This window comes from Paenibacillus cookii, from assembly GCF_018333375.1.
Taxonomy (GTDB): Bacteria; Bacillota; Bacilli; order Paenibacillales; family Paenibacillaceae; genus Paenibacillus_AQ; species Paenibacillus_AQ cookii.
The window spans coordinates 179,533-200,496 of sequence record NZ_BORW01000001.1 but is presented as its reverse complement, the minus strand read 5'-3'; the positions used below and the strand labels follow the sequence as shown (position 1 = coordinate 200,496).

The following is a 20,964-nucleotide window of genomic DNA, read 5'->3' as shown; positions in this document are numbered from 1 at the left end:
AAAAACAGGAGTGAGGCAAACATGTTGAAGCTGGGCTTGCAACTTTATACGGTTCGTGAGCAAATGGAGCAGGATTTTGAAGGGACGCTGAAGAAAGTAGCAGAGCTCGGATATCAAGGCGTGGAATTCCATACCTTTTTCGGGCGCCCCGCGTCCGAGGTGAAAGCGCTTCTCGACCAGTACGGCCTGGTCGCGCTCGGCACGCATACGGGTTACGACCGCATGCTGAATGCCCTCGACGAGGAAATCGCCTACAACAAAGAAATCGGCAATACCCGCCTGATCGTCCCGTATCTCGGAGCCGAAGACCGCCATTGGGATGAAGTTTTTGCGAACCTGGAACGCATCGGACAGCGGTGCGCCGAGCAGCAGGTTACGCTGCTGTACCATAACCACGACTTTGAATTCACCGAGAAGATCGGGGACCAAACGGTATTCGACGCGATGTACGAAAACGTTCCCGAATCATTGCTCCAGATCGAGCTGGACAGCTGCTGGGTGCACTTTGCCGGCTACGACCCCGTCCGCTACATCGAATCTTATGCGGGACGCCTTCCGGTGGTGCATTGGAAGGATGTCCGCAGACAAGAGGACGGTTCCCCGCTGACGGTGGAGCTGGGCCAAGGCGAAGTGGACTTGAAGGCCGTGGCCGAAGCCGCGGACAAAGCGGGCGCGGAATGGATCGTGGTAGAGCAGGATTTCTGCCAAAATCCGCCGCTCGAAGCCATTGCGAAAAGCATGGAATGGATTAAAAACTACGCAAAAAATGGAGGACCTGTTCATGTCTAACACAACCCAAACCTTAAAAATCGCAATCATCGGCTGCGGAGGGATCGCAAACGGAAAACATATGCCGAGCCTCGCGAAGCAGCCGCAAGCGCAAATGGTGGCCTTCTGCGACATCGTGAAGGAACGCGCGGAAAAAGCGGCCAAGGAGTTCGGCACCGAAGACGCGAAAGTGTATACCGACTTCCGTGAGCTGCTCAAAGACGAAAGCATCGACGTCGTTCATGTATGTACGCCAAACGATTCCCACTCGGTCATCACCGTAGCGGCCCTGGAATCCGGCAAACATGTTATGTGCGAAAAGCCGATGGCCAAAACCGTGGCGCAAGCCCAGGAAATGCTGGACGCGGCGCGCCGCACGGGCAAAAAGCTGACGATCGGCTACCAAAACCGCTACCGTGCCGACAGCCTGTATTTGAAGCAGCTTTGCGAAGCCGGCGAACTCGGCGACATCTACCTGGGCAAAGCGTTGGCGATCCGCCGCCGCGCGGTTCCGACTTGGGGCGTCTTTTTGGACGAGGAAAAGCAAGGCGGAGGCCCGCTTATCGATATCGGTACGCATGCGCTTGACCTGACGCTGTGGATGATGGACAACTACAAACCGAAAAGCGTGCTCGGTTCCTCGTTCCATAAGCTCGGACAGCGCAAGGACGCGGCCAACGCCTGGGGACCATGGGATCCGGAGCAATTCAAGGTGGAAGACTCCGCTTTCGGCTTCATCACGATGGAAAACGGCGCAACGATCATTTTGGAATCCAGCTGGGCGCTTAACGTCGTGGAAACGGGCGAAGCCAAAACGATCCTTGCAGGCACCGAAGGCGGCGCGGACATGAAGGACGGTCTCCGCATCAACGGAGAAAAGCTGGGACGTTTGTACGACACCAACATCGATTTGCAGGCAGGAGGCGTGGCGTTCTACTCCGGCACGGCCGAAAGCGAGTCGGATCTGGAGCAAAGACTGTGGATCGAGGCGATCCTGGAAGACAAGGAGCCGATCGTTAAACCTGAGCAGGCTTTTGTCGTAACGCAAATTCTGGAAGCGATCTACGAGTCCGCCAAAACGGGTAAAGCCGTATATTTCGAGTAATCTTCAGAGGTTCATTCATACATCTCGACTCACCGTTCCCCATGCAGACGACCTGCCTGGGGTTCGGGCTTCGTTTTACGCAAGTTGAAAAGCTTTTCAAAACCGGAAGTTATTGAGGCAACCTTAATTTGAAACCCAACGCATAAGGAGGAGTTTACTTTGAAACTAGGCGTATTTATGGTATTGTTCGGCGGTCGCAAGCTGGAGGATGCGCTCGATTACGTGGCGTCCAAAGGTCTGAAGATGGTAGAGATCGGAACGGGCGGAAATCCCGGCAAAGCGCATTGCAATCCGGCCGAGCTGCTCGAAAACGAAGCGAAGCTGAAAGAGTTCAAACATGCGGTCGAATCCCGCGGCCTGACGATCAGCGCGCTCAGCTGCCACGGCAACCCGCTTCATCCGCAAAAGCATCTTGCCCAAGCGGATCATGAGGATTTCGTCAATTCGGTGAAACTGGCGGAGAAATTGGGCGTGCAGGTCGTCAATACGTTCTCCGGCTGCCCGGGGGACCATGAAAACGCGAAATACCCGAACTGGCCGGTCGCTCCTTGGCCAAACGATTTTCAGGAAATTTTGGCTTGGCAGTGGGAAAACAAGGTCATTCCGTATTGGACGGAACAAGCGAAATTTGCCGCCGACCATAACGTAAAAATCGGTTTGGAACTGCACGGCGGATTTTCGGTGCATACGCCGGCAACGCTGCTTCGTCTGCGCGAAGCCGCAGGCGAGGCGATCGGCGCCAACCTTGATCCGAGCCACATGTGGTGGCAGGGCATCGATCCGGTTCAGGCGATCCACATTTTGGGCCGCGCCGGCGCGATCCACCATTTCCACGCCAAAGACACCGTCATCGATCCGGTCAACGTCAACCGTTTCGGTTTAACGGATATGCAGCCGTACACGAACATGCTGGACCGCGCTTGGCAATTCCGCAGCGTAGGTTACGGCCACGACGTCAAAACCTGGGCGGACATCATCAGCGCGCTGCGTCTCGTCGGATACGATTACGCGGTCAGCATCGAGCATGAAGACGGCCTGATGTCCATCGAAGAAGGTTTCTCCAAAGCGGTGGCCAATTTGCAGCAGGTATTGATCGAAGAGTCGCTTGGCGACATGTGGTGGGTATAAGGAGGAAAACAACATGATCAACGTAACCATTTGGAACGAGTTCGTCCACGAAAAAATTCACGATGCCGTCAAAGCCGTTTACCCAAACGGCATCCACACGGCGCTTGCCCAAGGCATCCAGCAGGACGGTTTTGCCATTGAGACCGCCACGCTGGAGGAACCGGAGCACGGATTGACCGAAGAAGTGCTGAACCGGACGGACGTGCTGATTTGGTGGGGACATATGGCCCATGACAAGGTCAGCGACGACATCGTGGCGCGCGTCAAACAGCGCGTTTTGGACGGCATGGGATTGGTCGTGCTGCATTCCGGGCATTTCTCCAAAATCTTCAAGGCTTTGATGGGTACGTCCTGCGATTTGAAATGGCGCGAAGCGGAGGAGCAGGAAATCATCTGGAACGTGAATCCGTCCCATCCGATCGCCGAAGGCATCGGCGAAAAGATCATCCTCGACCATGAAGAGATGTACGGCGAATATTTCGACATCCCTACGCCGGACGAAATCGTGTTCATCAGCAATTTCGAAGGCGGCGAAGTATTCCGGAGCGGATGCACCTTCCGTCGCGGGCGCGGAAAAATTTTCTACTTCCGTCCCGGACACGAAACGCATCCGACCTATTTCCATCCCGGGGTTTTGAAAGTGATCGCCAACGGCGTCAAATGGGCGGCTCCGGCTCCCGGCGAAGCGTTGCGTTTCGGCCATTCCCCGCAGCCGGTAAGAGAGTTCGCGAAAGGGTCCGTGGTGTAGCATACGGAAGGCGACGTCTCACAAGGCGGAAGAAAACGGCGGCAGCTGATGCTGCCGTTTTTTCGTTGGCGGGCGGCGGCCGATCCTGCGATTTGGGAAGGATTTTCAAGCCTGGATTCGGATCTGCGAGTTTTCTTTTGCAGGCGAATGTGGTAAAATTGATACATACTAACTTAATGTAAGCTTTCATGAGACATTAACTGTTTGCATGGATCCTGTAAAGAGGTGAGAACATGAAGGATCAGGATTTCAGTATGTGTCCGCGGTTTGAAACGGCTTTTTCCGTATTGGGAAAGCGTTGGAACGGGCTCATTATCTATTCGCTGATGAACGGACCGAAACGGTTCAAGGATATATCGCATATCATTCCATCCATGAGCGACAAAATGCTGTCCGAACGTATGAAAGACTTGGAAAATGAGGGCATCTTGGAACGCCATGTTTATCCCGAAACGCCGGTTCGGATCGAATACGAACTGACCGAAAAAGGAAAAGCGCTGCAGCCGGTAATGGACCAGGTTCAACATTGGGCCGAACAATGGGTCAAACTGGATTGAGCTGCCTAATCTCAACCGTGACGATAAACCTTCTCTAAATTTTAGAGGAGGTTTTTGGCGTTGGACAGGCGTTTGGCGTCGTGTCGATATTTCGCGAAACCTGGATTTTTATGTTATTTTTAGGTTAAGACTTGCACCTTCCGGCGGCATCTGTAGTATAATTGGTAAATAAACTGCCTTTTCGGCGCTTAAGGAGGCGGAGAACGATGAGAAAAATAGTACTTTCCCAAGCGATAAGGTATGGAAAAGAGGATGTCAACGAACTTGAAAGCGCTTCTATTAAAGTGCGAAAGATTTACGATAAAACGATCTCGATGCTGGCGCAGCATGTACCGGATTCCGTGCGGAAGTATTGGGCCTGCCCGAGGCCTGCTCAGGAACCGTACTCCGAAGGCGGAGAACATGGCGGCACGGTGTTTCAAAAGTGGATTCAGAGCCCGTCCGGCTGGAAGTGCATCGGCTGCGAGCGCCATTACGTAGAAAGCCTGGATGCTCCGGGAGGGAAGGAGCGGCAGGGCAAACGCGAATACGTTTTTCATAACGGCAGTCTTCAAAGCATGATGCTGCAGCTCCTCATTTGGTCGCAATTCGAAGAAATATCGTTGTTCCATCCCGTTTTAGGCGATGCCCCCTTTTACGACGACGAAGAGATGGAGGTCATCTCTGCTTATTTCGTGCCCACGTACGTCACCCCGATTCCTTTCGAACAATCCGGCAAACCTTTCAAAAAACACAATACGCGGATTCCGGTCTATCAGGAACTGATTTCCGCGCCTCCGTTGCTGCTTCATCTGGACGGCGAAGTTCTGGAGGGGACGTGGATGACGGGCGTTTATGTCGACCGCGGCCATTTCCTCGGTTTAGGGCCTTATTTGAAAAATACGGATGGGACGAGAACGTTCATGCAGGCGCTGATCCATTGAATTTTTGGTCTAAACCTGTCTAACCCCTGTCGAAAACGCTCGCTTGACTATGTTAAAATAGAGTTCTCAGGATGAGGACTCTATTTTGGTTCATAGAAGCCAACGACGTTAATGCACCATGCAATGAATAAACAAAGGTGGTGCCCGGAATGGGGAACAGCTTCAAAAAGGCAATCGTTTTCATCGCCGTCCTGTCGGTGATCCTGGCGGGATGCGATGGCAGCAAATCCAAAGATTCGGCGGGCGTGGCATCCGGAGAAGCCTTTTCGCCGATATTGATTTCCGAAAAAGACGATTTTTTCTCTCCGGACACGATCCGCGACATCGAAAAATATTTGGAGCAGGGAATCTCGATCCGGGAATGCTTGAAAAAAAGCGGGATCGTGACCTTCGCGGAGGACGGAAGCATCCTTTCGATCAGCCAGGTCTCGCTGTCTTCGGCCTTCGCGTGGGGGATCGAGCTCAACGACAAAAAGCTTGGAAAGGACAAGCTGGATACGGTGCTCAAGGAAAACGACGAGCTTGGCATTTCCATCGAACCGACGGATCCCAAAGCGAAGGAAGTCAAATATTCCGTGCTGAAAATCAACGGCGGAACCATACAGCCGTCGATTTCGCATACGTACATCCTGCCGTACGCCGAAAACGAAAATGTGCGCGACATACTGATGGGGACCGATTTCGTCGAACTGACGGTCAACAAACGGATGGTTCATTCCGTGAAGGGCTACGTATCCAAATCGGTGGAAAAATGGGTGATCAAAGTCAACGGCAAGGAACTTGCCGAGGACGGTTTCGACATGAAGCTGTCGCCGCGGGACGAAGTGGAAATCAAGCTGGACCGGGCCTAGCGGCGGCTTCATCGGCGCGTCCGGTCGGTGCTGCAACAAATACATAAACGTGGGACGGGGGTGTTGCGAACATGCTGATGAACGAAAAAATCAAGGCGACGGAGGTGGAGCTGACGGGGCTAAACGGAGAACCCCTCGGCATTATGCCCACCTCCGAAGCGCTGGCCATGGCCAAAAAGCTTAAAGTCGACTTGGTCTGCACCTCTTTGATGAGCAGTCCTCCCCCGTGCAAGCTGATCGGGGCGGGAGACGCCAAAAGGGAAAAACAGCAGGCGAAAGCGGCGGAACGCGGGATGAAGGTCAAAGAGATCCGGCTGACGCCCCAGATCGAAGAGCATGACTACGAAACGAAGCTGCGGCAGGCGGAAAAAACGTTGAAGTCCGGCAATGCCGTTCTGTTCGTCATCCGGATCAAAGGCAAGGAAGGGGCGGCCGCGAAGGAGCTTCTGGAGCAGCTGATCACGGATCTGAAGGAGGCGGGAACCAAAACGTCGGGAATCCAGCTGAGCGGAAAACAGGCTTCCGTGCAGCTCAATCCGCGCTAAAACGGATTACCCGCAAAGGGTTCGCGCCCAGTTGTTCATGGCCGAAACGTCGGACCGGACAAAGGGTCGTCAAAAGACATGCCGTCATAAAAAGGGATGTACGCAAGCGGGAACTGGTCATAGCCCCGTCAAGTAGACAATAAAAAAAGAGAAATTTTCATTAAGCGGCGACTTTTTCCCGAAATTCAATCGGGGAGAGGTTGCCGAGTTTGTTTTGGAAACGTTCCTTGTTGTAAAACGAAATGTACTCCGTAATTTGGACCCTTGCTTCCTCTAAATTTTGAGGCTTCTCCAGATACAACTTTTCGGTTTTAAGATGAGAAAAGAAAGACTCGACACAAGCGTTGTCAAAGCAGTTCCCACGTCGGGAATGGCTCCCTGTGAGTCCTTTCTCTTCCAGCAGTTTGGCATAGCTTTGTGTCGTGTATTGAAACCCTTGGTCTGAATGGAGTAAGGCAGGTCCACACTGGAGTCTCTTCACGGTATCCGTGACCAGTTTTAAATCATTGCGCTCGGAGAGTTCCCAGGACACAATTTCGTTGTTGTACAAATCCATGACAACCGAGAGGTAGGCAAACTCATGTCCGATCCGGACATAGGTAATATCAGTCACGAGCTTCTTCTGAGCAGCCCCGGACGTGAAATCCCGATTTAAGACATTACGAAACAGCACGGACGGTTTTCGGCCAGCAAATGGACGTTTTTTGCGAATCACGGAACGAATATGAAGTTCTCTCATCAAGCGTCGAACTTTCTTGTGATTCACCACAAACCCTTCTTTAGCTAGAGCCGTGCGCATCCGTTTGTAGCCGAAATACGGACGAAGTCGATGAATGCTCAGGATATGTGCCTTTAGATCTGCATCTTGATCTGCCCGTTTCACTCTGAGGACAATATTCTTCTTCCATTTATAGTAGCCTGCACGTGAAATTTCAGCGATTCTGCACAGCCAAGTCACGGGAGCCCACTTGCTTACTTCTCGAATGGACTGGCACCGGGCTTCGAAATCCAACTTCCCTCCCCGTGCAAATTCGGATTGAGCTTTTTTAGATATTCTACCTGCGCTTTCAAATACGCATTTTCTTCTTCTGCGCTACTAAAATGCTTCTTCGTCCAACGTCCTCGGTAATCCTTAAAGCTCTCTCCGTTTTGGCTTTTACGAACCCAAGTGATGATTTGGGTCTCACTCTTGATTCCGAATTTCTCCATGATTTGACTGTACGTCCAGCCTTCTTCGACTCGCAGACGGACGGCTTCTTTCTTTGTTTCTTCACTATATCGATTAAAGGTTTGCCCTTTCTTCGCTGGCATACAAAAATCCCCTCCGGTTTCCAGTGTTTGAGTTCATTGTAACATGATCTCTTTTTTCACTGTCTACCATGAGGGGATGATACCAAACGAAAACCGGCGCACATCCCTTTTATTATTGTTTCATCTCCCGCCAGCCGTCGAAATCGTGAACGGCGATGCCGGCGTAGGAAGGATGGTTTTTAATCATGTCGTGAAGTTTGGCGATCTGCTCGTTCATCGCGTCGGCTCCTTCCTCATGGAACGTCAGGAAATCGCCTTCGCGGCTGGGGTTGGTTTCGACGGCGGCCAAGGCCGTTTTGCCGAGGGCGGCTGCCTCCTTGAACGTGTCTTCGGCGATGCCGGCGATGGCTTGGGCCGTGTCGCGGTAAGACATGACCGTGACCGAGTCGAACTGCCCGATCATAAAGCGGTCGAGCGGCGTCTTGCCGTCCGAAGCCGTGCCGTTGCCGAGCCAGAACGGGATATCGGCTGAAAGCGGCAGCTTCATGCGGTCCGCTTCGGTTCGAAGGTATTGCACGTTGCTTTCCCACTGCTTGATGACGTCGGGGCGGTTTGTTTTCCACTCCGGAAGCAGATGAGGTTCGATGTCGACGTGAATGCCGCGAAATCGTTCGCCAGCTTCCGCCGCTTGTTGGTAAGTTTGCACCCAGGCCACAAAATCCGCGATCTCTTGCCGCTTCCACGCAAGTCCCCATTCCGGGGCGCCGCCCAGCGCATCCACTTCGATGCCGAGGCCGGCCGCTTGCTTGATGAATCTCTGATAATCAGAGGCGGGGATGTCGGGGTTCACTTGCAAATAAACGAGGTTCACGCCATGTTCGCCGAGAAACGACAACACCTCCCGCGGGTCCCGCCGGATCCAGTCGGTAGTCCACAGCCAGGTGGCTTTTTGGTGCATCGGCTGCGCCGCAGCCTCCGGAGCGATTCCGGGAGGAGACGACAAAGCCGTGCTTTGCGCCGTACCCGATGCCATCGAACCTATGAAGGTAATGACCATCAAAATCCGCCGAATCCATGTTTCTGCCATCATGTTATTCACTCCTTATCCGACCTGTAGGCCCAATCCTCGATGTTTCCTTTCGTTTTTGAAGGGATAAGAGGATTCGGGCCTGTAAGTTCAGCGCCGGAACCTGCGGGATAGTCCTTCCGGGGCAGATTCGGTTCTCCGGTCCTTCAGGCGCCGAACGATGATCGGTTGATGTTGTAGGAAGATATGCGCAAGTAAAATAAGACTTAAGAAATGCGCAACATGATGTTCATCGGTTCTTTTATCTGAAAGATTTATAGGTCTTTAGGATTAAAAACGGGGATGAGGAGCCCTTGTGATGACATATTTAGCCGTTTTGAGGAAAGGAAGCTAAACAGGCTCAGACATGATTCAGTTAGGAGACATATGGGTCGTTTTGCATATGGAAAAGCCTCCGGAGACCCGACGCGGTCCCGGAAGCTTGGAGATGACGTATCGCGGATATCGGCTGCCGCCTGCCGGTCAAATGCGGCAAATTTCTTTCGGGCACAGCTCGCAATGGCAAATATCCTGCAGCATTTCAAGATCTTTGATGACGATCAGGCCGTTTTCATACTCGATTGCGTTTTTTTTGCGGAGATCGCCGAGCAGGCGGTTGACGCTTTCGCGCGTCGAACCGATCATGTTGGAAAGATCCGTATGGGTGATTTTTTTGTTGATCAAAATGCCGTCGCCACGCTCTTCGCCGTACGTGTTGCTGAGCCGGATCAGCGTCGAGCAGAGCGCGCCCGGCTTGCCGTACATCATCAGATCGCGGAATTTGGTCTGGGTCAGCCGGTGATGGATGCCCATCCATTTCATGAAATCGAGCGCAAAGTCGCAGTGCTGGCAGATCAGCGATTCCAGGTCTTTGTGATCGATGACGCCGACGACGCTTTCTTCCATCACTTCGGCGGTATAGGTTTGCTTATGGCTGAAAAAGGGGTCGGCATGGCCAACGATGTCCCCCGCCTGGTACATGTACAATATCAGCTCTTTGCCTTCATCCGTGGATTTGGTCAGCTGGACGCGTCCGCTTTTGACGTAATAGAGCTTATCCGAGCTGTCGCCTTCCCAAAACAGATGGGAGCCTTCGGGTACGGTACGGTCATGCATGACAGCCATCAGCCGATCCAGGTTTTGTTCGGAGAAGCAGCTTGCATTCCCGCGGGTTTCGATCACGTTCAGTTGGTTGCTCATACTCGTTATCCCCTTTATCTCTTTCATTTTTAAAATAAATTTTAAGTAAATTATAACCTGAAAAATTTGGTTTTTGGGGGTTTTGAAGCCCGAAAAAGTGTCGAAATTCCGAATTTGTGATTATTTTCACTTTATCGTGTGAAAAACATCACCTCCGGGCCTTACCCGGTTTTGTTATGATCGGGCCAGAGAGAAAAGTTTTCAAAAAACCCCGGAAGGATGAGAGACATGGCTGTTAAAAAAGAACCCGCAGCAACACCGAAACCGGCGCCGGAAGCGTATATCCAGACTCTGATCGACAGAGCCAACGAGGCGCAGCAAAGTTTCATGGACATGACGCAGGAGCAGGTGGACGAGGTCGTTCAGGCGATGGCCCTGGCGGGGCTCGACCAGCATATGCGGCTGGCCCGGATGGCCGTCGACGAAACCGGCAGAGGCGTATATGAAGACAAAATCACTAAAAACATGTTTTCCACCGAATACATTTACCACAGTATCAAATATGAAAAAACGGTAGGCGTCATCGAAGATAACCCGTATGAAAGCTATCAAAAAATCGCCGAACCCGTCGGCATCATCATGGGGATCACGCCGGTGACCAACCCGACGTCCACGACGATGTTTAAGGCGCTGATTTCGATCAAAACCCGCAACCCGATCATTTTCGGCTTCCACCCGTCGGCGCAGCAGTGCAGCCGAGAAGCGGCGAAAATCATGCTGGAGGCGGCGGTAAAGCACGGAGCCCCGGCCGGCTGCATCCAGTGGATCGAAGAGCCGAGCATGGACAAAACGAACGCGCTGATGAACCATCCCGACGTGGCGCTCATTTTGGCGACGGGAGGTTCGGGCATGGTGCGCGCCGCCTACAGCTGCGGCAAACCGGCTCTTGGGGTCGGTCCGGGCAACGTGCCTTGCTTCATCGAAAAATCGGCGGATATCGACCAGGCGGTCACCGACCTCATTTTGTCCAAGTCGTTCGACAACGGGATGATTTGCGCATCGGAGCAGGCGGTCATCATCGAGGAACCGATTTTTGAGGCCGTCAAAAAGAAAATGGTCGCAAACGGCTGCTACTTCGTCAATAAGGAAGAAACCGCTAAGCTGACGGCTGGCGCCATCACCCCGGAAAAATGCGCGGTCAACCCGGCCATCGTCGGCCAATCCGCCGTGAAGATCGCGGAAATATGCGGTTTTAGCGTGCCGGCAGGCACGAAAATTTTGGTGGCCGAAATCGAAGGCGTCGGTCCGAAGTACCCGCTGTCCGCGGAAAAACTCAGCCCGGTGCTGGCCTGCTACAAAGTCAAAAACGCGGAGGAGGGCATCCGGCGTGCGGCGGAGGTCGTCGCGTTCGGCGGCATGGGACACTCGTCGGTCATTCACTCGCATAACGAGGAAGTGATATCGGCGTTCGCGGACCGGCTGCAGACCGGACGGATCATCGTCAATTCGCCGTCGACCCACGGGGCGATCGGGGACATTTACAACACGAACCTGCCTTCGCTGACGCTCGGCTGCGGGTCGTACGGCCGGAATTCGACGTCTTCGAACGTCACCGCGGTCAATCTCATCAACATTAAAAGGGTGGCGCGCCGTACCGTGAATATGCAATGGTTCAAAGTACCGGATAAAATTTATTTTGAAAAAGGGGCAACGCAATATTTGGCCAAGATGCCGGACATCAGCCGGATCGCGATCGTGACCGACGAGATGATGGTGAAGCTGGGATATGTCGAAAGGGTCGAATATTTCCTGCGCCAGCGCCAAAATCCGGTCGTCATCGAAGTGTTTTCGGAAGTGGAGCCCGATCCGTCGACGGCGACGGTGGACAGGGGCACCGAGATGATGAGACGGTTCCAGCCGGACTGCATCATCGCGCTCGGCGGGGGCTCGCCGATGGACGCGGCCAAAGCGATGTGGCTGTTCTACGAATATCCGGACACCGATTTTTCGAACCTGAAACAGAAGTTCATGGACATCCGCAAACGGATCTACAAATATCCGCGCCTCGGGCAAAAGGCCAAATTCGTCGCCATTCCGACGACCTCGGGCACGGGATCGGAAGTCACCTCGTTTGCCGTCATCACGGACAAAAACCAAGGAAACACGAAATACCCGCTTGCGGACTACGAGTTGACGCCGGACGTCGCGATCGTCGATCCGGAGTTCGTGTACACGCTGCCGAAAACGGCGGTGGCCGATACGGGCATGGACGTGCTCACGCATGCGATCGAAGCGTATGTCTCGGTGATGGCTAGCGATTATACGGACGGCCTGGCGATCAAAGCGATCCAGCTCGTCTTCCAGTACCTTGAAAAGTCCGCGCTGACCGGCGACAAGATCGCCCGGGAGAAAATGCACAATGCCTCGACGCTGGCCGGCATGGCTTTCGCCAACGCGTTCCTGGGCATCAACCACAGCCTGGCGCATAAATGGGGCGGGGAATACCATACGGCCCACGGCCGGACCAATGCGATCCTGATGCCGCATGTCATCCGCTACAACGCGAAAAAACCGAGCAAGTTCGCGTCGTTCCCGAAATATTCGCATTTCGTCGCCGACGAGCGGTACGCGGAAATCGCGCGCATTTTGGGATTGCCTGCCCGCACGACGGAAGAAGGCGTAAACAGCCTGATTCAGGCCATACGGAAGTTGAACAAGGCGCTTGGCATTGAGGAATCGTTCCAGGAGCTCGGATTTGACGCCAAAGCGTTCGAAGCAAAGGTCGATTATTTGGCGGACCGCGCCTTCGAGGACCAATGCACGACGGCGAATCCGAAGCTGCCGCTCGTGTCGGAGCTGGCGGACATTTACCGGAACGCGTTTTACGGGCGGTTCGAAGAATAAGCGAAGCGGGAGCCGGCGGCGGATCGGGGAAGCGGGACGTATTTGCTTGATGACCGCGCCGCCCGCCTATCCCCGAACAGGCTGCCGCCCAATGCGGCCCGCATCCTTTGCAGGCGCGTCGAATCGACCTTCCCCTTAGGAGGACCGCCTGCAAAGTGATGTTTATCACAGCCGTTTTGCCGGAAGTTTTTTACACTGGACTTGTAAACGGGGATTTTGTCAAACATCCGAAAAAACGACTTTCGGTCCGCGATTTGATTTATGGAAGCGAAATCGTTTCGTTCCATAAAATGTACCCGGAAGCGGCTGCCATCGGATGCTGCAAAATCCTGAAGCAAGACCGCCGCATCGAGGAGAGCAAGCAGCATAAAAGCAGGATCAGATAGAGCAAGACAATAGCAAGATCAAATTTTCAATTAAGTGAAATAAATCACAAAAATTCCATCGATGCGGCATTTATATCCTCAAAAACGGAGGGATTCCAATGTCTGTGCTGGAACAAGACGTACACACCATGCCAACGGGCTGGCGGGGGTTCAAAAAAGGGAACTGGATGCGCAAAGTCAACGTGAACGACTTTATCGAGCGGAATATCCGCCCGTACCTGGGGGACGAGGGATTTTTGCAGGGGCCGACGGACGATACGACCGAGCTGTGGAAGATCGTCTCCGATCTGACGAAAAAGGAGAGGGAAAACGGCGGCGTCCTGGACGTCGACGTCCATACGCCTTCCACGATCCTGTCCCACGGGCCGGGATATTTGGACAAAGACAAGGAGCAAATCGTCGGCGTCCAGACCGACGCTCCGTTCAAGCGGTCCATTCAGCCGTTCGGCGGCATCCGCATGATGGTGGATGCATGCAAAGCGTACGGGTTTGAACTTCCGCAAGAGCTGATCGACCTATTCACGAACATCCGCAAAACCCATAACCAGGGCGTCTTTGACGCATACACGACCGAGATGCGGGCTGCGCGCAAAGCGGGCATCATCACGGGCTTGCCCGATGCTTACGGCCGCGGCCGGATTATCGGCGACTACCGCCGCGTTGCCTTGTACGGCGTCGATTTCCTCGTTGCGCAGAAAAAACAGGAGCTGCTCGAGCTTGAGGTGGACGCCATGGAAGAAGACGTCATTCGCCTGCGGGAGGAATTGTCCGAACAAATTCGCGCCCTCGGCGAGCTGAAGCGGATGGCCGAAATGCACGGATACGACATTTCCAAACCGGCGCAAAACGCCAAAGAAGCTTTCCAGTGGCTGTATTTCGGTTATTTGGCTGCCATCAAGGAGCAAAACGGCGCCGCGATGTCGCTTGGCCGCGTATCTTCGTTCCTCGATATTTACATCGAACGGGATCTGGAGGAAGGCACGCTGACCGAAACGCAGGCGCAGGAGCTCGTCGACCATTTCGTCATGAAGCTTCGCATCGTGAAATTTCTCCGGACGCCGGACTACAACGAGCTGTTCAGCGGCGACCCGACCTGGGTGACGGAATCGATCGGCGGGATGTCGGTCAACGGCCAAACCCGGGTGACGAAAAACAGCTTCCGTTTCCTGCATACGCTGTACAATTTGGGACCCGCGCCCGAACCGAACCTGACGGTATTATGGTCGGAGAAGCTGCCGGAAGCCTTCAAAAAATATTGCGCGAAGGTATCGATCGAGACCAGCTCCATCCAATATGAAAACGACGATCTGATGCGCCCGATCTACGGCGACGACTACGGAATCGCCTGCTGCGTATCCGCGATGCGGATCGGCAAGCAAATGCAGTTTTTCGGGGCGCGGGCCAACCTGGCGAAATGTTTGCTGTACGCCATCAACGGCGGCGTCGACGAAAAGTCCGGCGCGCAGGTCGGACCGGAATATCCGGCGATCACCTCCGAGGTCCTCTCGTACGACGAAGTGGTCAAACGGCTGAAGCCGATGATGGAATGGCTGGCAAAACTGTACATGAACTCGCTGAACGTCATCCATTACATGCATGACAAATATTGCTACGAACGCATCGAGATGGCGCTGCACGACCGGGACATCCTCCGTACGATGGCCTGCGGCATCGCAGGGTTGTCCGTGGCGGCCGATTCGCTGAGCGCGATCAAACACGCCAAGGTCCGGCCGGTCCGCAACGAACAGGGCATCGCCGTCGATTTCGAAATCGAAGGGGAATACCCATGCTACGGCAACAACGACGACCGGGTGGACCAAATCGCCGTCTGGCTGGTGGAAACGTTCATGAGCATGATCCGCAAACATAAAGCGTACCGGAACGCGCTGCCGACCCAATCGATTCTCACCATCACGTCGAATGTCGTATACGGCAAAAAAACCGGAACGACGCCGGACGGCCGAAAAGCGGGCGAGCCGTTTGCGCCTGGCGCCAATCCGATGCACGGACGGGACAAAAAAGGGGCGCTCGCTTCCCTCAGCTCGGTAGCCAAACTGCCTTACGAGGAAAGCCTGGACGGCATCTCCAACACGTTTTCCATCGTGCCGAAAGCGCTCGGCAAAGAGCCGGAGACCCGCAAATCGAACCTCGTATCGATGCTTGACGGATATTTCGGCAGCAAGGCGCATCATTTGAACGTCAACGTATTCGACCGCGAGCAGCTCATCGACGCGATGGAACATCCGGAAAATTATCCGCAGCTGACGATTCGCGTGTCGGGTTACGCCGTCAACTTCGTGAAGCTGACCCGGGAGCAGCAGCTTGACGTGATCAACCGCACGTTCCACGGATCCATGTAAGAAACGGGATAACAGGCGGGCTCCGGGCCTGCCGGAACCGATAGCGGATGCGGAAAGGGTGACTTCAATGATCAAGGGACATATCCACTCCATGGAAACCTTCGGGACCGTCGACGGGCCGGGCATCCGCTTTGTTCTTTTCATGCAAGGCTGCCTGCTGAAATGCCAATATTGCCATAACCCGGATACGTGGGCGCTGGACGGCGGCAAAGAAATGACGGTGGAAGAAGCGTTGTCCGAAATCGAGCCGTATTTGCCGTATTACCGGGCATCCGGCGGAGGCCTCACGGTTTCCGGCGGCGAACCTACGCTGCAGTCGCATTTTGTGGCGGAACTGTTTCAGGAAGCGAAAAAACGCTGGAACCTGCACACCGTGCTGGACAGCAACGGATTTAACGAAGCGGAGCGAATCCGCCGGCTGCTGGACGTCACGGACCTGGTGTTGCTGGACATCAAGCATATCGATGACGCCAAGCATATCCGGCTGACGGGCAAATCCAACGAACGAACGCTGCAGACGGCGAAGTGGCTGTCGGAGCACGGGCGCAGCATGTGGATCAGGCATGTATACGTTCCCGGCATCCACGACGACGAGGAGGATTTGCTCCGGCTCGGCCGTTTCATCGGCACGCTCCGCGGCGTCGAAAAGTTCGAAATCCTTCCTTACCACCAGATGGGCGTCTACAAATGGGAGGCGCTTGGCAAAACTTATCCTTTGCATGGTGTCCCGAGCCCTACCGACGATGAGGTCGAGCGGGCCTACCGCTTGATCGAAGCGGGGCGCAAGCAAACCGGAATCGGTTAACCGGGCCGGACCTGAAGAGCTCTTTTCTGCAAAAGAAAAGGGCTCTTTGTTCGATTTCTGCCGGGGGCAAGGCATTCGAGGAGGGGGCATTTTTGCGAAATTTCAAGCCCAGTAGAGATTTTTATCCCCAAAATAGCAGATTGTTGCACTAACCTTGATGTATACTCATTCTTATAATGAGAATTGAGAGATTTAAGGGGGATCAACGATGAAGGTCAAGAGAAGCTTGATTCTTTTGATATCGCTGTGCTTCGCTGCTTCATTCGTGTTGACGGCCTGCGAGAACGGAAGCTCGCCCGCGAATGAAAACGCATCCAACGGCAAGGGGGCCAAAACCGAAAAAAAGGCCGAACCCTTCGATCTGACGCTCCGTCACACCCAGGTCGGCAAAGACAAAGAGAAACGGTTTGCCATCCTGAACGACGTGGTCAAAAAGGTGGAGGCCGAAGTCGATGGGCTGACCTTCAGGCTGGACGGCGTCGATTCCGACGTGAACCGCAAGGAAAAACTTCGCGGCGAGATGGCGGCAGGCAATCCTCCCGATATTTTCGACCTGTTCGGCAGCCCCGATTCCGCGATGTACGCCAAACAGGGGAAGCTGCTGGATTTGACGCCCATCATCGAAGAATTGGGCATCAAGGACAAATTTTCTTCGCTGGACGCCTTTACGTACGAGGGAAGGGTGTACGGCCTGCCCATCGGCGGATCGGGCGAAGGTTTTTATTACAACAAGGCCTATTTCCAAAAAAAGGGCTGGAAACCGCCGGCCACGTTCGCGGAGCTGGAACGCATGCTGGCCGAGATCAAACGGGACGGCAAAACCCCGATCGCTGCCGCGTCCAAAGCCGGCTGGATTCCGCTGATGATCACCAACCATCTCTGGTCCCGTTACGCCGGCCCGGACATCACCGCGAAGTTTGCCACCGGAGAAGCCAAGTGGACCGACCCGAACGTCGTGAAGGCATTCGCCAAGCATAAGGAATGGAAGGACAAAGGTTACTTTACCGAAGGCGAGCTTGGTTTGGAGTATCCCGAATATACGGCCCAGTTTACGAGCGGCCAAGCGATTCTGATGTACGACGGCACCTGGAAATCGTCCGTGTTCAAGCAGGGGGAATCGGGGGCCGCGATGTTCGGGAAGGTGGGATTTTTTAATATGCCTCCGGTGGAGGGCGGCGTCGGGGACCAAACCGCGCTGATGCTGAATTTCAACAACGGTTACGGCTTTTCGGCCGCCGTCGCCAAGGATCCCCGCAAAATCGCCGCCGTAAAGTCCTTCATCAAAAACATGTTCAACGAAGACATGCAAATCCGCGGGCTCGTCGAAGACGGCGTGCTGCCGGCGATGAAGCTGGATGCGGCCGTGCTGGCTTCAAGCATCAACGACAATCTGATGAAGGAGATCGTTGACGTGATCGAAAAAGCCGATACGAAGTTCCCTGCGTTCGACGCCCTCGTTCAAGCCGACGTCACCTCGGAAATCAGCAACGTGCAAATCCAGAAGCTGATCAGCGGCCAAACGACGCCGGAGAAAATGGCCGAAGCGCTGCAGAAGGTGCAGGATGACGCCAATCAGGCGGCGGAATCCGCCAGGTAAAGGACCGTTTTTGCGGTTTGCCGGCACCGGCGTTGTCAGCGGCATGCCATGCCGCAGCGATCAAGTTACAGACTGCTGATTTTTGCAAAATACCGGATTTTGCAAATCTTGAGAAATGGAAGAGTGTCCATGAATTTGCGCAACAAGTTGTTTACGGCATTCGTCGTATTGATCATCGTGCCGTTATGCATACTGGGCGTCGTCACGTATATCGTATCGTCGCATTCGATCGAGGAAAAATACAGCCGCCAAACCGAATATTCGCTCAAATCGATCAGCTACAGCATCGGCACGGTGCTGCGGCAGATGGACAACGTGACCGACAACGGCATCGCCACCTCCGTTTTCCATATGGCGCTGGCCGCCAAAGACCCGTCCAAACAGGATTTGAACGAGGAGCAGCTCAGCCTGAACAACAGCCAGCGGAATTTCCGCAACCTGCTGTATAACCATCCCGCGATCAGCTACGCTTTTCTGTACAATTTGCACGGCGCCGTCGTGTCCGTGTTCACCAAGGAAAACTTCAAGACCATGCCTTTCGAGGATTTCAAAAAGCAGCCCTTGTACCGGGAAGTGTTGGAACTGAACGGGGTGCCCAAATGGATCGCGCCGCACGAGTATCCGGAATTGACCGGAACCGAACCGGTTTTTACGCAGATTCGCCTCGTCAAAGAGCTGAGTTATTTCAAAAACATCGGCATTCTGGTCGTGCAAATCAAAAACTGGGACATCGAGTCGATCTTCCGCAATTTGTCGCCGACGCAAAACATGCAGTCCACCCAGTTCCTGCTCGTCAACGACGACGGCCTCATTTTGTACGACCCGAACAAAACGCTGGAAGGAAAGCCGATCTCCTCCGTCATGAAAAAAACGGTCCGGTTCGGCTCCGGGTACCAGAGCTTCAAAACGGATTTCAACGATGAAAAAAGCATCGTTTCGATCTACCATATGGAGGATTATTCCTGGAACGTGGTCGCGGTGACGTCCTGGGCTTCCTTATCCAAGGAAACGCTCGTGTTTGCCCAGTGGTTCATCGGAATTACGCTGCTTTGCCTTCTGGCAGCCATCACGTTCAACATGGTGTTCATGAGAAGGATTACCGGCTCCATCGGGGTGATCGTCCGTTTCATGAGAAAGGTCGAAGGCGGCGATTTCAACGTTCAGGTCGAGGACCGGGGCAAGGATGAGCTGCATATTTTGGCAAAAGGCTTCAATGATCTGGTCGGCCAAATCAACAGCCTGTTCAAGCAGATCAAAACCGAGCAAAAGCAGAAAACGCAGGCCGAGCTGCGCGTGCTTCAGGCCCAGATCAAGCCGCATTTCCTGTTTAACACGCTGGAGTCGATCAACGTGCTCGCGATCCAGAACGAGGGCGTCAAGGTCAGCGAAATGGTGCACAGGCTGGGCAATATTTTGCGGATCAGCATTCAGGATAAGGAGGAAATTCCGCTCGACCAGGAAATCGAGCATTTGCGGAGTTATTTGGAAATCCAGAAGTTCCGGTTCGACGACCTGTTCGATTACGAGCTGGACATTCCGCCGGAACTCAGCCGGCGCAGCGTGCTTAAGCTCACCCTTCAGCCGCTCGTGGAAAACTGCATCCAGCACGGCTTCGAAGGCATTGCCTATAAAGGCCATATCCATGTTTCCTGCTGGACGGACCGGGGCCGCTTCATTTTGCAGGTACAGGACAACGGCATCGGCATGAGTCCGGAGCAGCTTCGGAAATTCGTTTACATGAAGAACGACAAGGAAGAGGAATCCGGCCGCAACGGCGATCAGGATCGGCATATCAATGAAGAGCGGAGGGGGCTGGGCGTAAGGAGCGTGGCCGACCGGATCCGGATTCATTACGGGGAGTACTACGGATTGTTCATTTGTTCCTCGCTTTTGACGGGAACGATCATTCAGTGCGTTTTGCCTGATGCCGAATGGAGGGAAAAAGATGATCCTTAACGTCATGCTTGTCGATGACGAGGCGCCGATCCTCAACAATTTGAAAAGCATCATTCCATGGAAGGAAATGAACATGCAGGTGCTGGCCGCCCGCAGCGGCAAAGAAGCTTTGGAGCTGTTCGACATCCACAACCCGGACATTATTTTATGCGACATCCGCATGCCGGTCATGGACGGATTGACCCTGATCGGGGAACTCCGGGAGAGGGGCTCCAAAGCGGAGATCATTTTGCTTACGGGTTACCAGGAGTTCGAATACGCCAGGGCCGGGATCAAATACAAGGTCCGCGACTACATCTGCAAGCCGATCCATTACAAAGAGCTCGAAAACACCATCCGGGCCGTCGGGGAGCAAATCGTTCAGCAGCGGTTGAAGGATCCTTTCCAGCAGACGGTATCCCGCATCGAGGAGACGGAAGGGCAGCAGAGCGCGAGGAAAAACCCGCAGCAGCTCATGGCCGAAGCCGTGGCGTACATTGCAAGCAAGCTGGATACGGATTTGGGGATCGAAGAGCTTGCCGGGCATCTGGGAATCAGCTGCAGTTATTTCAGCCTCCTGTTCAAAAACCATCTGGGCATGACCTTTGTGGAATACGTTACCGGAAAACGCATCGAGGCCGCGAAATATTTGCTGCTCCACAGCGACAAAAGCATCACGCAGATCGGCGCCGGCATCGGCTACCATGAGCGGCGGTATTTTACGAAGGTGTTTCAGCGGCATACCGGCATGACGCCGTCGGAATTCCGCGATCAGGCCAGAAGTATCCCCATGGGCTGATTTCCGTTATGATAGAAATGTTGGAAAAGCAAGGATTGCATCAAAGCGTTTGGTTGGAACTTATTTTTACGTTAATCAAAGGGAGTGCAGAGAAAA

General features: G+C 54.0%; 18 protein-coding genes. 15 read left to right on the top strand and 3 right to left on the bottom strand.

What is annotated here, in order from left to right; translation table 11 throughout:
- Positions 1–21 precede the first annotated feature (21 nt).
- From KI367_RS01080 to infC, 8 genes are all read left to right on the top strand, one after another.
- On the top strand, positions 22–789 hold the full coding sequence (locus KI367_RS01080) for a sugar phosphate isomerase/epimerase family protein (protein ID WP_212946987.1): 768 nt from the start codon (positions 22–24) through the stop codon (positions 787–789).
- Positions 782–1,873: a Gfo/Idh/MocA family protein gene (locus tag KI367_RS01075; RefSeq protein ID WP_036707727.1), complete on the top strand. Its 1,092-nt coding sequence runs from the start codon at positions 782–784 to the stop codon at positions 1,871–1,873. Before KI367_RS01080 ends, KI367_RS01075 begins: the two co-directional genes overlap by 8 nt.
- Before the next feature lie 159 nt (positions 1,874–2,032).
- On the top strand, positions 2,033–3,001 hold the full coding sequence (locus tag KI367_RS01070) for a sugar phosphate isomerase/epimerase family protein (RefSeq protein WP_036707730.1): 969 nt from the start codon (positions 2,033–2,035) through the stop codon (positions 2,999–3,001).
- 13 nt (positions 3,002–3,014) lie between these two features.
- Complete coding sequence (locus KI367_RS01065) at positions 3,015–3,749, top strand: ThuA domain-containing protein (protein ID WP_212946982.1); 735 nt, start codon at positions 3,015–3,017, stop codon at positions 3,747–3,749.
- 233 nt (positions 3,750–3,982) lie between these two features.
- Entirely contained in the window at positions 3,983–4,306 is a 324-nt protein-coding gene (locus KI367_RS01060; protein ID WP_036707732.1) for a winged helix-turn-helix transcriptional regulator, read from the top strand.
- A 206-nt stretch (positions 4,307–4,512) separates the two neighbouring features.
- Complete coding sequence (locus KI367_RS01055; RefSeq protein WP_036707735.1) at positions 4,513–5,229, top strand: hypothetical protein; 717 nt, start codon at positions 4,513–4,515, stop codon at positions 5,227–5,229.
- 149 nt (positions 5,230–5,378) lie between these two features.
- Positions 5,379–6,080: a hypothetical protein gene (locus tag KI367_RS01050; protein WP_212946981.1), complete on the top strand. Its 702-nt coding sequence runs from the start codon at positions 5,379–5,381 to the stop codon at positions 6,078–6,080.
- Between the two features lie 71 nt (positions 6,081–6,151).
- On the top strand, positions 6,152–6,625 hold the full coding sequence (gene infC, locus KI367_RS01045; protein WP_036707739.1) for a translation initiation factor IF-3: 474 nt from the start codon (positions 6,152–6,154) through the stop codon (positions 6,623–6,625).
- 160 nt (positions 6,626–6,785) lie between these two features.
- Here infC and KI367_RS01040 read toward each other — a convergent pair.
- From KI367_RS01040 to KI367_RS01030, 3 genes are all read right to left on the bottom strand, one after another.
- Positions 6,786–7,936, bottom strand: a protein-coding gene (locus KI367_RS01040; protein ID WP_156124785.1) for an IS3 family transposase whose coding sequence is annotated in 2 segments (ribosomal slippage) — positions 6,786–7,675 and positions 7,675–7,936 — 1,152 coding nt in all. Because the reading frame shifts where the segments join, the coding sequence is not laid out codon by codon here.
- A 112-nt stretch (positions 7,937–8,048) separates the two neighbouring features.
- The gene (locus KI367_RS01035; protein WP_212946980.1) at positions 8,049–8,966 is read right to left on the bottom strand and encodes a hypothetical protein; all 918 of its coding nucleotides are present in this window, start codon (positions 8,964–8,966) and stop codon (positions 8,049–8,051) included.
- Between the two features lie 459 nt (positions 8,967–9,425).
- Entirely contained in the window at positions 9,426–10,142 is a 717-nt protein-coding gene (locus tag KI367_RS01030; protein WP_036707741.1) for a Crp/Fnr family transcriptional regulator, read from the bottom strand.
- A 228-nt stretch (positions 10,143–10,370) separates the two neighbouring features.
- On the opposite strand from KI367_RS01030, the gene adhE reads away from it, so the two are divergent.
- From adhE to KI367_RS00995, 7 genes are all read left to right on the top strand, one after another.
- Positions 10,371–12,986, top strand: coding sequence for a bifunctional acetaldehyde-CoA/alcohol dehydrogenase (adhE, locus tag KI367_RS01025; RefSeq protein ID WP_212946979.1), 2,616 nt, complete (start codon positions 10,371–10,373; stop codon positions 12,984–12,986).
- 155 nt (positions 12,987–13,141) lie between these two features.
- The gene (locus KI367_RS01020; protein WP_212946977.1) at positions 13,142–13,372 is read left to right on the top strand and encodes a hypothetical protein; all 231 of its coding nucleotides are present in this window, start codon (positions 13,142–13,144) and stop codon (positions 13,370–13,372) included.
- A 98-nt stretch (positions 13,373–13,470) separates the two neighbouring features.
- Positions 13,471–15,732, top strand: a complete 2,262-nt coding sequence (gene pflB / locus KI367_RS01015; protein ID WP_212946976.1) for a formate C-acetyltransferase — start codon at positions 13,471–13,473, stop codon at positions 15,730–15,732.
- Positions 15,733–15,799: 67 nt separating this feature from the next.
- Complete coding sequence (gene pflA, locus KI367_RS01010) at positions 15,800–16,537, top strand: pyruvate formate-lyase-activating protein (protein ID WP_212946974.1); 738 nt, start codon at positions 15,800–15,802, stop codon at positions 16,535–16,537.
- A gap of 208 nt (positions 16,538–16,745) precedes the next feature.
- Positions 16,746–18,134: an extracellular solute-binding protein gene (locus KI367_RS01005; protein ID WP_036707747.1), complete on the top strand. Its 1,389-nt coding sequence runs from the start codon at positions 16,746–16,748 to the stop codon at positions 18,132–18,134.
- Positions 18,135–18,263: 129 nt separating this feature from the next.
- Positions 18,264–20,090, top strand: coding sequence for a cache domain-containing sensor histidine kinase (locus KI367_RS01000; protein ID WP_212946969.1), 1,827 nt, complete (start codon positions 18,264–18,266; stop codon positions 20,088–20,090).
- The gene (locus tag KI367_RS00995) at positions 20,080–20,868 is read left to right on the top strand and encodes a response regulator transcription factor (RefSeq protein WP_306433211.1); all 789 of its coding nucleotides are present in this window, start codon (positions 20,080–20,082) and stop codon (positions 20,866–20,868) included. The genes KI367_RS01000 and KI367_RS00995 overlap by 11 nt, the downstream gene beginning before the upstream one ends.
- Positions 20,869–20,964 lie beyond the last annotated feature (96 nt).

Coding starts and splice junctions, on each gene's coding strand:
- KI367_RS01080 (WP_212946987.1), top strand. CDS start 22: ATGTTGAAGCTGGGCTTGCAACTTTATACGGTTCGTGAGCAAATGGAG.
- KI367_RS01075 (WP_036707727.1), top strand. CDS start 782: ATGTCTAACACAACCCAAACCTTAAAAATCGCAATCATCGGCTGCGGA.
- KI367_RS01065 (WP_212946982.1), top strand. CDS start 3,015: ATGATCAACGTAACCATTTGGAACGAGTTCGTCCACGAAAAAATTCAC.
- KI367_RS01060 (WP_036707732.1), top strand. CDS start 3,983: ATGAAGGATCAGGATTTCAGTATGTGTCCGCGGTTTGAAACGGCTTTT.
- KI367_RS01055 (WP_036707735.1), top strand. CDS start 4,513: ATGAGAAAAATAGTACTTTCCCAAGCGATAAGGTATGGAAAAGAGGAT.
- KI367_RS01050 (WP_212946981.1), top strand. CDS start 5,379: ATGGGGAACAGCTTCAAAAAGGCAATCGTTTTCATCGCCGTCCTGTCG.
- infC (WP_036707739.1), top strand. CDS start 6,152: ATGCTGATGAACGAAAAAATCAAGGCGACGGAGGTGGAGCTGACGGGG.
- KI367_RS01035 (WP_212946980.1), bottom strand. CDS start 8,966: ATGATGGCAGAAACATGGATTCGGCGGATTTTGATGGTCATTACCTTC.
- KI367_RS01030 (WP_036707741.1), bottom strand. CDS start 10,142: ATGAGCAACCAACTGAACGTGATCGAAACCCGCGGGAATGCAAGCTGC.
- adhE (WP_212946979.1), top strand. CDS start 10,371: ATGGCTGTTAAAAAAGAACCCGCAGCAACACCGAAACCGGCGCCGGAA.
- pflB (WP_212946976.1), top strand. CDS start 13,471: ATGTCTGTGCTGGAACAAGACGTACACACCATGCCAACGGGCTGGCGG.
- pflA (WP_212946974.1), top strand. CDS start 15,800: ATGATCAAGGGACATATCCACTCCATGGAAACCTTCGGGACCGTCGAC.
- KI367_RS01005 (WP_036707747.1), top strand. CDS start 16,746: ATGAAGGTCAAGAGAAGCTTGATTCTTTTGATATCGCTGTGCTTCGCT.
- KI367_RS01000 (WP_212946969.1), top strand. CDS start 18,264: ATGAATTTGCGCAACAAGTTGTTTACGGCATTCGTCGTATTGATCATC.
- KI367_RS00995 (WP_306433211.1), top strand. CDS start 20,080: ATGATCCTTAACGTCATGCTTGTCGATGACGAGGCGCCGATCCTCAAC.